This is a genomic window from Albirhodobacter sp. R86504, from assembly GCF_042466415.1.
GTDB lineage: Bacteria > Pseudomonadota > Alphaproteobacteria > Rhodobacterales > Rhodobacteraceae > Albirhodobacter.
On sequence record NZ_JAXHCH010000001.1, the window covers coordinates 282,770 to 294,457 of the forward strand.

The 11,688-nt window shown below is 58.1% G+C and carries 12 protein-coding genes and 1 pseudogene; 11 read left to right on the plus strand and 2 right to left on the minus strand.

All coding sequences use genetic code 11. From position 1 onward, the window contains the following. The first annotated feature begins 7 nt into the window (after window positions 1–7). The 10 genes from SJY32_RS01285 (at window position 8) to SJY32_RS01330 (ending at window position 8,721) form a co-directional block, all read left to right on the plus strand. A complete protein-coding gene (locus tag SJY32_RS01285) occupies window positions 8–1,279 on the plus strand; it encodes an aromatic ring-hydroxylating dioxygenase subunit alpha (protein ID WP_376870687.1) in 1,272 nt (423 codons plus the stop codon). Window positions 1,280–1,290: 11 nt separating this feature from the next. Beyond that, window positions 1,291–1,770, plus strand: coding sequence for an aromatic-ring-hydroxylating dioxygenase subunit beta (locus tag SJY32_RS01290; protein WP_376870689.1), 480 nt, complete (start codon window positions 1,291–1,293; stop codon window positions 1,768–1,770). 11 nt (window positions 1,771–1,781) lie between these two features. After that, window positions 1,782–2,531 carry an SDR family NAD(P)-dependent oxidoreductase gene (locus tag SJY32_RS01295; RefSeq protein WP_376870692.1) on the plus strand — a complete coding sequence of 250 codons (750 nt, stop codon included), beginning with the start codon at window positions 1,782–1,784 and terminating at the stop codon, window positions 2,529–2,531. A gap of 13 nt (window positions 2,532–2,544) precedes the next feature. Further along, a complete protein-coding gene (locus SJY32_RS01300; protein WP_376870694.1) occupies window positions 2,545–3,510 on the plus strand; it encodes a PDR/VanB family oxidoreductase in 966 nt (321 codons plus the stop codon). A 10-nt stretch (window positions 3,511–3,520) separates the two neighbouring features. Further along, a complete protein-coding gene (locus tag SJY32_RS01305; RefSeq protein WP_376870697.1) occupies window positions 3,521–4,006 on the plus strand; it encodes a flavin reductase in 486 nt (161 codons plus the stop codon). Between the two features lie 65 nt (window positions 4,007–4,071). After that, on the plus strand, window positions 4,072–5,103 hold the full coding sequence (locus tag SJY32_RS01310; RefSeq protein WP_376870699.1) for a TRAP transporter substrate-binding protein: 1,032 nt from the start codon (window positions 4,072–4,074) through the stop codon (window positions 5,101–5,103). After that, complete coding sequence (locus SJY32_RS01315; protein ID WP_376870702.1) at window positions 5,100–5,630, plus strand: TRAP transporter small permease; 531 nt, start codon at window positions 5,100–5,102, stop codon at window positions 5,628–5,630. Before SJY32_RS01310 ends, SJY32_RS01315 begins: the two co-directional genes overlap by 4 nt. Before the next feature lie 3 nt (window positions 5,631–5,633). Then, the gene (locus tag SJY32_RS01320) at window positions 5,634–6,914 is read left to right on the plus strand and encodes a TRAP transporter large permease (RefSeq protein WP_376870704.1); all 1,281 of its coding nucleotides are present in this window, start codon (window positions 5,634–5,636) and stop codon (window positions 6,912–6,914) included. A gap of 10 nt (window positions 6,915–6,924) precedes the next feature. Continuing rightward, complete coding sequence (locus SJY32_RS01325; protein ID WP_376870706.1) at window positions 6,925–7,953, plus strand: ketopantoate reductase family protein; 1,029 nt, start codon at window positions 6,925–6,927, stop codon at window positions 7,951–7,953. Between the two features lie 3 nt (window positions 7,954–7,956). Continuing rightward, a complete protein-coding gene (locus tag SJY32_RS01330) occupies window positions 7,957–8,721 on the plus strand; it encodes a class II aldolase/adducin family protein (RefSeq protein ID WP_376870708.1) in 765 nt (254 codons plus the stop codon). A 41-nt stretch (window positions 8,722–8,762) separates the two neighbouring features. On the opposite strand, the gene SJY32_RS01335 is transcribed toward SJY32_RS01330, so the two are convergent. Further along, window positions 8,763–9,221, minus strand: coding sequence for a MarR family winged helix-turn-helix transcriptional regulator (locus tag SJY32_RS01335; protein WP_376870710.1), 459 nt, complete (start codon window positions 9,219–9,221; stop codon window positions 8,763–8,765). Window positions 9,222–10,223: 1,002 nt separating this feature from the next. Then, window positions 10,224–11,163, minus strand: a pseudogene (locus SJY32_RS01340) (IS481 family transposase). 207 nt (window positions 11,164–11,370) lie between these two features. Here SJY32_RS01340 and SJY32_RS01345 point away from each other — a divergent pair. After that, a complete protein-coding gene (locus tag SJY32_RS01345; protein ID WP_376870712.1) occupies window positions 11,371–11,631 on the plus strand; it encodes a hypothetical protein in 261 nt (86 codons plus the stop codon). Window positions 11,632–11,688 lie beyond the last annotated feature (57 nt).

Here is an 11,688-nt window from a genome sequence, read left to right on the forward strand (position 1 = left end):
ACCAAGCATGTCTCTCGATATTTTCCCGAACGGACCCTCGACCGATGATATGGTAAAGCCCGACCGCGTCGCCACTCCCATGTATGAAGATCCCGCGATTTTTGACGCCGAGATGGAAAAAATCTTCGGCAAGGTCTGGGTTTGGGTCGGGCATGTCTCGGAGGTGCCCGCGAAGGGCAATTTTAAACTGTCATGGGTGGGTCAGCAACCGGTCATCATTTCGCGCGACCGCAAAGACGAGGTGCATGTTTTCGTCAACCGCTGCCGCCACCGCGCGGCCTCTGTTTGCGAAGTGAAAAAGGGGAAGACATCGTCGTTCCAATGTCCCTATCACGGCTGGGGTTATGGGTTGGATGGCAGCCTGCGCGCGATCCCCTATACCGAAGGCTACTCCGACGATTTCAAGAAGGAAGACTACGGCCTGAAGAAATTGAAGGTCGGAATTTTTGAGGGCATGATCTTTGCCTCGTTCGATATGGATGTTGAACCGCTTGAGGATTTCCTCGGCAATGCAAAGCCTTGGATCCGCCTGTTTATGAAACAAGGTGGCGGCTTCCCTGTCAAAACCCTTGGCGAGCATCAGTTCAAGGTTCCGATGAACTGGAAGATCCAGCTCGAAAACACCACCGATGCGTATCACTTCCCGATCGTCCACAAGAGCTTCATGCAATCGCTCGATGGCGAGGCAACGGCGCAATTTTCATTCCTAGATAACAACGATGGCTGGGTCGAGGATCTCGGCAACGGCCATTCGGTGATGGTCATGATGCCCGATCTCAACGATCTCGACGAGGATCCCGATCGCGCCATTCCGGCCCGTTTTGCGGAGCTCGCCGAGGAGTTGCGCAAAGAGTATGACGAGGCGCAGGTCAAACGGATCGTGCGCGCGGTGGGGGGCTGTGGCTTTAACCTCAACCTCTTCCCGAATGCGGGCTGTTCGCTGTCGTTCTTCCGTATCCTGCGTCCCGTCGCGGTGAACGAGACGGAAATCCGTCATATCGCGCTTGGCATGGAGGGCGGACCGGAAGCCGCCAATCAAATGCGTCTGCGCTTGCATGAACATTTCCAAGGGCCAATGGGCTTTGGCTCGCCCGATGACGCCGAAGTATGGGAACGCGTGCAGCGCGGCTCCGCCGGCGCGGGCGATGTCGACGTCATGGTCAACCGTGGTTTGGGCCTTGAGGAGATGTCAGAAAACGGCCTGCCAAAAGGCGATGTCTCGGCCGAGACCGGCATGCGCGCCGCCTATCGCATGTGGAAGAAGGTGATGGAGCAATGAAGGAATCCGCAATGACAACACATGTGACGTTGCAGCAGGTCACGCAATATCTGTGGGCCGAGGCCGACATGCTCGATGCGCGCGATTACGACACTTGGCTCGGCCTTTGGGCTGACGGCGGGCATTACGTGATCCCCGTCGACAAAGAGAGCGACGATTTCGCCAATTGTCTGAACATCGCATATGACAATGCCGCAATGCGTCTGGCACGGGTGCGGCGCTTGCAAGGCGGGTTCTCGATCTCCGCCGCACCCCCTGCGGAATCTGTGCGAACCCTGTCGCGGTTTGTCATGGAGCCGGTCGATGAGACGACGGTGAAAGTCCGTGCGGCGCAACATGTGGTTGAGGATAAATTTGGCCGCCAACGCATGTTTGCCGCGAATGTCTCGTGGGATCTGGCCATCTTTGAGGGCGGGTTGATGATCCGAAACAAAGTCGTGCGCTTGCTGAACTCTGACGGGATGCTGACCTCGATCAGCTATCTGTTCTGATGGGGGCGCCGTTGCCAGATATCATCCAGACTGCCGTGATCACGGGCGGCGCGAACGGATTTGGCGCCTGCGCCACCCGCGCACTCCACGCGGCGGGCTTTCGCGTTGTCATCGCCGATCTGGATCATGACGCCGCTAGCGCGCTGGCGTTGGAACTTGATCTCGCAGGCGAAACCGCCGTCAGCGCGACTTTGGATGTCGGCAACCCCGACGATTTCCGGGCAATTCTGACGAAAATCATCGATCGATGGGGCTCTGCGGAAGTGCTCGTCAACAACGCCGCCAAAACCGAGGCCAAACCCGTGCTCGAAATCTCGCCCGAGGATTTCAATGCGGTCATGGCGCTGAATGCGGGCGGCGTTTTCGCGGGGTGCCAGATTTTCGGCCGCCATTTCAAAGAGCGCGGCTTTGGGCGGATCGTGAACATGGCCTCGCTTGCGGGGCAAAACGGCGGAACGGCCACCGGCGCGCATTACGCCGCGTCCAAGGGTGCGATTTTGACGCTGACCAAAGTGTTCGCCCGCGATTTGGCGCCGTTCGGGGTGACTTGCAATGCGATCTCGCCCGGCCCGATGGACAGCCCGATGGTCCACGGCATCATCCCCCCCGAGAAGATGGACGGGTTTTTGAAAAACATTCCCGTAGGCCAACTGGGGCAGCCAGATTTCGTGGCAAAAATGGTCACGATGCTCTGCGCCCCTGATGCTGCCTTCGTAACCGGCGCGTGCTGGGATGCGAATGGCGGCCTGTTTATGCGGTGAGGAGATGAACGACATGACGCCATCCAACACGTTAACCCTCACCGTTTCGAACCGCATCGACGATCTGGGTGATATCATGCGGATTGATCTGGTGGGGGACGCGCCATTGCCGCCCGTCACGGCGGGCGCGCATATTGATCTCGCGGTGGATACTCCCGACGGCCCCGTCTGGCGGCAATATTCGCTCTGCGGAGACCCGAAAGATCAATCACGCTGGGAACTGGGCATTTTGCGCGATCCGGCAAGCCGTGGCGGGTCCACTGCACTGCACGCGGGGCTGACGGTGGGCACGCGCGTGACCGTAGAGGGCCCGCGCAACCATTTTCCACTCGCGGAGAGCGCTCACTCAACGGTGCTTTTTGGCGGCGGGATCGGGGTCACCCCGATGCTGGCGATGGCGTGGGAACTTCACGCGCGAGCCGCCGATTTCACCCTGCATTACGCCACTCGCAGCGCCGATCGCACAGCGTTTCTGGATCTGATCGCAACACTCCCGTTTCGCAATAAAATCGTTCTGCATCATGATGATAGCGATAAATACGCGCCGATTGATCCCGCCCGCGACATCCCTGCCGCGGATCAACACACCCATCTCTACATCTGCGGGCCGCTAGGGTTCATGGAATGGATCATCGCTGCGGCGGAGGCGCAAGGCCATGCCGCCCGAAATATCCACCGCGAGTATTTCGCCGCCGATGTCGATACCACGGGCGAAAGCTTCGTGGTTGAGTGTGCGCAATCGAAGATCACGGTCCGCGTCGGGCCGGACGATACGATCGCGAAAGCCTTGGCCCGCGCCGGCGTAAAGATCGAGGTGAAATGCGAGGAAGGCATCTGCGGCACCTGTGTCACCGATGTGATCGAGGGCGACATTGATCACCGGGATCACTTCCTGACCGAGGAAGAACGTGCCGATATGGATCAAATCTGTGCCTGCTGTTCGCGTGGATGCGGACCCAAACTGGTTTTGGATATCTGAGGGGACGATAATGGAACTCGACGATCTTTTCCGCGAAGGCATGGCGCGTTTGGGCGCGGCGGTCACGGTGTTGACAACCGACGGCCCCGCCGGGCGGCACGGCATGACGGCCTCTGCGGTATGCTCGGTCACCGCAACACCGCCGACCCTTCTCGTGTGCGTCAACCAAAGCAACCGCAGCCACGATATGTTTGTTAAAAACGGGGCGCTTTGCGTCAATGTGCTTGGCGGGCAGCACCGTGATCACGCAGGCCGTTTCGCGCAATCGGGTGCCGAAGACCGGTTCGATTCCGCCGATTGGACGACAAGCACAACCGGCGCGCCTGTCCTCAGCGATGCAATTGCCGCTTTTGATTGCACAATTCAATCGCGCCAAGTGGTTGGAACGCATTCTGTCTTCTTTTGCGAGGTGCAAGATATTGCGCTTTGCGAAGGCGAGCGAGACAGTCTGATCTGGTGTCACCGCAACTTCCATCACCTGCGAGCCGCCTCATAGACATCACGCACCGAGTTTAAAAAAGGTCCACAAACGGGGCCATCATACCAACAGGGAAACGCGACATGACGAAACGATTTGGACTGACCGCACTCGCCGCCATCATGATGAGCACCGCCGCGTCTGCGCAGACCGTGCTCACCGTGGCAAACTGGTTGCCGCCCGCGCATCCGCTTGTCGCGGAGGTCATTGTTCCGCTGACGAAATCCATCGCGGAAGTGACCAATAACGAGGTCACGGCGAACATCCTTCCGGCGCCGCTCGGGCCGCCCGCCGCGCATTTTGATTTCGCCGTCAACGGCGTGGCCGATATCACCTTCGGCGTGCAAGGCTATAACGCTGGCCGCTTCAAGACGACCAATATCGCGGAGCTCCCATTCTTGAGCGATAGCGCGGAGGCCAATTCCGTTGCCTACTGGCGCGTGTTTGAAAATACGCTCAAAGCGGCTGGCGAATATGATCAGGTCAAGGTGCTGGGCGTCTTCACCCACGGGCCCGGCGAGATCTTCCTCAAAGAGGGCGATATGACCACGGTCGATGTGCTCAAGGGACAAAAGCTGCGCGTGGGCGGCGGGATCGTGAACGAGGTTGCTGCGGCTTTGGGCGCGGTCGCGGTCGAGGGGCCTTCCTCTAAAGCGTATGAATTGCTGAGCCAAGGCGTCGCGGACGGAATTTTGTTCCCCTACGAGTTGGTCAATTTCTTTAAACTCATCCCCCAACTCGCAAACGCCATTTCGGTGCCCGGCGGGCTTTATAACACCTCGTTCTACGTCGTCATGAACAAGGCCAAATGGGAAAGCCTGACCCCCGAGCAACAAGCCGCAATCGACAGCGTGACGGGCGAAGCCCTGTCGCATCTGGCGGGTCAGATGTGGGATCGCGCGGATGCCCAAGGCATTGCGGCGATGGAGGGTGAAATCAATGTCCAACCCGCCACCGAAGAACAGCTCGCCGCATGGAAAACCAGCTTGCAGCCGGTGATTGATAGCAAGCTCGCGGAAGTGTCTGAAGCCGGCATTGATGCGCAAGCCGCCTATGCCGAAATGTTGGAACAGATCAAAACGGTCTCTGAAGAAATGGCGACAGCCAAACCATGAAACCGGCCGACCTCAGCGTGAATGATGTTCCTCGGGCCGCACAGCGGTCCGGGGGAAGGCTCTCCGCCCGCGGCGCTCTTGCGGTGCTGGGCGGGGTGATGCTGATGTCGATGATGGGGCTAACGATTGTCGATGTCATTGGGCGCTATATCTTCAACAGCCCGCTCTCAGGGGCGACGGAACTCACCGAGCTTCTCCTCGCTGCGACGATCTTCTTGGGCCTCCCTGCGGTATCCCTTAGCGATGATCACGTCACCGTCGATCTGATCACCGACAAGCTCCCGCAAGCGCTTCAACCGGTCCGCCGCATCATCAGCGGGCTGTTTGCGGGCGGGATTCTTTTGGTCGTCGCATGGCGCATCTGGGTCTACGCGGGCCAGATCGGAGGCTATGGCGGCGCCACGACAAACCTGATGATCCCAATCGCCCCGTTGGGTTATTTCTGCGCGCTTTGCACCGTCGCGGGGGCGCTCATTTCGGCCCTCTTACCCCTCAGCGGCCTGTGGCAACGCCCCAAAGGAGACTGACTCATGGACTACTGGCCAATTGGTATGGCGGTTGCGCTCGGGCTCTTGCTTTGCGGCGTCCCCATTGCCTTTGCGTTGACCGGCGTTGGCGTGATCGGCGTCGCAACCCTGATCGGTTGGACGCCCGCACTCTCGCTTTTGGGGACGACCTTCTTTGATACGGGACGCGACTATTCGCTCTCGGTGCTGCCGCTATTCTTGATGATGGGCAATTTTGTCGTGCAATCAGGCATCGCGTCGGAACTTTACACGGCCGCCTACGCATGGTTGCGCCACCGCAAGGGCGGGCTCGCCACGGCGACAGTCATCGCATGTGGCGCCTTCTCATCGGTTTGCGGGTCAAGCATGGCGACGGCCGCTACGATGACGCGGATCGCCCTGCCCTCCATGCGCCGCTTCGGCTACCCCGATCAACTTTCCACCGCCTCCATCGCGGCGGGCGGAACGCTCGGCATTCTGATCCCACCCTCGGTGATTTTGGTGTTTTACGGGATCATGACGCAACAAGATATCGGCAAGCTGTTTCTCGCAGGGCTGATCCCCGGCATCATTGGCATCGTATTTTACTCCGTCGCCGTGCGGCTCTCGATCCGCTGGCAAAAGCTCGATCTTCCGGTTGAAAGTAAACTGCCCTTGATGGACCGCCTGCGCGCCCTCAAAGGCACCGCAGGCGCGCTGGCTCTCTTTGTGTTCGTCATGGGCGGGATTTATCTGGGCGTCTTCACCCCGACGGAAAGCGCCGGCATGGGCGCGGGTGGCGCGTTTCTGCTCGTGGTTTTGTCCGGAAAGTTCACATGGGACGGGCTGGTATCCGTTCTCTACGACACGATGAAAACCACGGCGATGATGTTCTTCATCCTGTTTGGCGCCCTGACTTTTACAAATTACGTCAATATGTCGGGCATGACGAACGACATCCAAACCTTCCTCTCGCTGTTTGGTGGCACGCCCCTTGTGACGATCTTGGTCATCTTGTGCATCTACCTCGTCTTGGGCTGCGTTTTGGAAAGCCTGTCGATGATTATGCTCACGGTGCCGGTATTCTACCCGATTGTCGCCGCCCAAGGGATCGACCTCATCTGGTTCGGCATATTCGTCGTGATGGTGACAGAGATCAGCTACATCACCCCTCCCGTCGGGATGAATGCCTTCGTTCTGCGCTCGGTTGTGCCCGATGTGCGCCTCAGCACGATCTTCCGCGGTCTGGGGCCCTTCGTGCTGATGGATGTGGCGCGGGTAGCGCTGCTGACAATCTTCCCTGCAATTGTTCTGTTCCTGACATAAGGAAACGCAGATGACGCCGCTCAACATCGCCGTCGTAGGCGCCGGAAATATCGGCACGGCCATGGCCGCCCTTATGGGGCGCGGGCAAGCACATCTGACCGTCACCGCCCGAGGAAGCCGGTTGATTGAGGTCACGGAGCACGGTGTCACCTTGCTAGATCGTGGCACCAAACATCACGCACGCCCCCGCGCGGTCGAACGCCTCTCCGAGGTGCAAGATGCGATTTTCTTCTGCGTTAAGGCGCATCAACTGCCCCAAGCCGTCGCCGACAATGCCGCAGGGATCGGCCCTAATACGCTGATCATCCCGATGGTGAACGGCCTGCCGTTTTGGTTCTTTGCCGATCACACTGCGCCACCTCAAACGGTGCCCCACGTCGATCCGCACGCCCTCCTTGCGGCGCATGTTACCCCCCACCGCGTTTTGGGGGCTGTGTTGTTGATGACGGTCAGGATGGGTGCCGACGGTGTCGCCATCTCCACAAACACGCCGACGCTCAGCCTTGGCACCGCGACCGAGCAAACCGATCACGCCGCCCTTGCGCGACTGGTGGAGACGCTCAACTCATGCGGCATCAAGACAGACATCACCGATGCGATCCGCCTGAAAGTTCTGGTGAAACTGCTGGCGAATATCACAACCAACCCGCTCTCCGCGCTGCTCGATTGCCACCTGTCGACCATCAGCTCTGATCCTGAGTTGCGCGCTCTGGCCTGCGCGGTGGCCGATCCGTTTCGGGCGTGGGCGAAGGCTCTGGGACATGATCTGCCCAGCAACGACTGGTTGATCGACCTGTGTCTGGATGCGGGCGATTTCCCGACATCGATGCTGCAAGATGCCCGCGCGGGCCGCAGGCTTGAACTGGATGCCATCGCCCGCGCGCCGCGTGATCTTGGCATCGCCGCCGGAATGCCCACCCCAACCCTCGACGCGATTATTGCCGCGTTGAACACCGCCCCTTCCCTTCCCCTGCCGCAAGATCACCGCGCCGCAGCCCGCCGCGCACTCTTGGAGAGCATTTGCTTCGAAAGGACCTGATCGATGACTGAACTCTCCCCAGTTCACAAACCAATGGCCAACATGACCGAGGCCGAATTACGCATCCAACTCGCGGATTTCTATCATCTTGTCAGCTATCTCGGCTGGACCGAGCTGATTTTCAACCACATCTCCGTGCGCTTGCCCGGCGATGAACACGCCTATCTCGTCAACCCGTTGGGATTACATTACGACGAGGTAACCCCCGAAAATCTGCTGGTCGTCGGCGTCGACGGCACGTTGAAGCGCGAAAGCCCGTACAAGCCCAATCCCGCCGGATTTGCGCTGCACGGCGTCATTCACGAGAACCGCCCTGATGTCGGTTGCATCGCGCATACGCACACGACCCCGATCTCGGCAATCGTGATGAAAAACGCCCCGATCGATCATAACAATTTCAACGGCGCACAGCTCTACGGGCGTGTTGCCTACCATGAGTTCGAGGGCATCACGATTTATGATACCGAGCGCGAACGGATGCTCGCGTCGCTCGGGGATAAACATGTCTTGGTACTGCGCAATCACGGAATCGCGGTTTGCGAGGCCGACATCCCCCTCACCTTCTTCCTGCTTTGGACGGTGCAGCGCGCAGCAGAAATCCAATGCGCCGCCGCGGCAATCCCTGGCCCCAATGCGCAACTGCCTGACGAGGTGAAGCTCCAATGCGCGAAAGATGCCCAGCGTCTCAAGGACAGCTCATCCTTCGCGACGTTGCTGTTTGATGCGATGATCCGCAAAATGAAACGCGATTGCCCGCAGTTCGCCTGAACAATCCCCTTGATGGCCCAAACGCCTCCGCAGTTGGGCCGTCATGTAAGCTTGTGAAACACCTTTTCGAGGAGCAGGTTCATCACCATCTGTTCCTCGCGCGATAGATCCTCAAAGGCGCGCGCAAAAACCTCATCCGCGATCCCGCGCGCCCGCCGCCGCATTGCGTGCCCGGCTTCCGTCAGTGACACCTCCGTCACCCGCCCGTCGCGCGCGCGCATGCCCGTCACCACAAGACCTTGCAGCGTCATACGCTGAATAATCTTCGTCGCAGTGTTAGGTTTGATGATACAATAGTTGGAGATCTCGGAGATCGAGAGCGCCTGATCCTCGTAGAGAGACATCAAGACCCGCCAATAGGCAATATCCATCCCTTCAGCTTTTAGCCGCGCTTCCATCACTTGCATGTAGCGCGACGACGTTTGGGTGATCCAGTAAAACGGCCAATCGGCCTTATGGAAACCTGCCTCGCGCGGCGGCGGCATATCGGCCTCTTGCATCAATAAGCAATCCTTCGACTAATCGGGGACGCACACCGCCCAAAAATTCAAACCCTGTCCTCCCAACCTAAGGAGATACACGCAGATCCGAAACAAGTATTTCGTAACGGCGCCGACCATTGTCAACAAGGACGCGCCGATGAAATCCGCCATGCGGCGCGCGGTATCCGTCCACGTGCCTCGCTGACAACGGGCCATCACAACCCTCTGCTCATCGGCCCTACGCAACGCATTTTGGCGCCTTCACGCGCGCATGGCATCCCGACCAACTGGCTGACCCTACGCGTTCGGCGTTTGCTCTGAACTGCGACACGATGAGATTGCCTGTCTACTCTACGGGGTTAATTACAATATTTGGTGTTTGTATTTTGGTTGTGCACAGGGAGGCTGATCTGGAGCGCGCTTCAGCCGATGCCGAAGGCGCTGAAGATTGTCGGTCGGTTCAGGAAGCGTGACATGGTAGGACTGCGCGTTTCAGGCAAATGGGGAGAGGGAGGCGAGGTCATATGCCCTCAATTTCCCCTCTTGCTTGATCGTGTATCGGAGTGGCGTGGTCGATCAAACAGGATCCCGCAAAACGCGACATCCTGTTGGAGTGTAGCAACAACCATTTCGCGTGGACGCATATAGTTTGAGAAGAGACGCGAGGTCGTATTCTCGGTGTATTTGTGAGTGGCGCTAGGGTCGGGTGACGCTGCGCTTTGGCGCGCCTGCTGTGGCTTGCGGCTTTTCTGCGGGATCAAACGCCAAAAACCCGCCGTGGCGGGTTGTGAGGGGTCTGATATTGATTGGTGTTTTTTGGTTGCGGGAGCTCGATTTGGATACAAATTCGCAAATCTTCATAAAGTTTATATTGAGCGGTGACGTGGCTGCACTTTTTGGGCGAAGATGGTAACAGCCCAAACCGGACCTCAGTCAATGTCTATTACGCAACAGCACAGCTTTATCAGCACAAATCAATGTCCAAAACGCGTGGACCATATTGAATTGTCTAAAGTGTTCCTAGGTGTTCAGTCCCAGTATCTGGTGAATTGGATTTAGGATGAATTTGTCTGGCCGGATGTCCATATCTTGCAGATGTATTCGTAGGGCTTGAGGCCACCGAGGGTTTTGAGTTTGCGTACGCAGTTGGTCGTGGTCATCGTAGTGGAAACACTTGAACGTGCGTCTTTGATGGTGCGATTCATGCGCTCCACCCGACTGTGGTCCACGGATGGTTTGGCTTCGCAAGGCGATGTTCGATCTCGTTGGCCTCACAGACCATGTCGAAGCGCATTGGCCTTGAAAATGCGGTGTTGCGATTGCGCGGTTGCTAAGCGACCTGGATGCCGTTGTCGGTCAAAATAGTGTGGACATGATAGGGCACGGCTTCGAGCAAGAGCTGTAAGAACTCCTAGGCGGTATTCCTGTCTGCCTCCTCGACGAGTTGGGTCACGGCAAACTTGCTTGTTCACCTCCCGTCGACGCTGCACATCGCCTGCCGAGAGGCGGGTCAATGCACAGAAACTGATTAAGCTTGCCCTTCGCCGTCTGAACCTCGGCGATGTCTTAGTGGAAGAAACCGATAGGATAGCGCTTGAACTTCTAACGCTTTGGTTTGTCACCCGCCACATCATGCAGCCGAGAGATGCCATGACGCTGGAGGTAGCGATGCAGCGGCAACAAGCTGTGCCGTCTGAATGCGAAAATGGTGGCCTCCTCAGCCTCCTCGGTCAAGACCGTTGATCGAGGCTGAGGAGGGCCGATCTTCAAATCCTCGACAGTCTGGCGTTTACGCCACTTCGCCACTGCTTTGGGATTGCAGCCAAGCTCCCGGCTCAGTTGCGCGAGCGAAGCTTACGATCATTCGGGACATCCCTCGAACCAATGGCGGGCTGACCCTCATTATTGCAGCTCTGACGGCGTGCGTGGTCGTGGCGCTCCCATGACGAACTTGTCCCATAATGCTTCCCTCCATTCCTGCGAAAGGATCACACCATCAAACCGTGGCATCAAACACCTAGGAAGTTCTGCGAAATCAGATTGATCTTACCTTCGCGACCGTGCGCGATCCTTTGGCGTGGTTGAAAAGCGGTTATCGCTACTAATATGCGGCTTCACGGAGCGGCCCCTCGGGTTTTCGAGCTTGCTGCATCTAGTCAACGCCTGCATGATACGCGATCTCCGGATGTATGATAATCATATTCGTCCGCAGACCGAGCTGGTGCCACAGGATGCCGAGGTTTTCCGCCTCGAAAACGGGCTTGAGGTCATCATTGCACAGCTTGATGCGGTGTCGCTGGCGGAACTGACAATCGAGCAGCTTTTGAAAGGCGAGATCCGCGTCACACGGGCGGACGCGGCGCTGGTCGCATCGGTTTTTGCCGCTGATTATAGGCGCTTCGGCTATCGGCTCCTCGACGAAACTTAAATGCACCCTAATGATCGATATACCTTCATGCGCCGAGTGTTATCGCGTTTCGCGGCG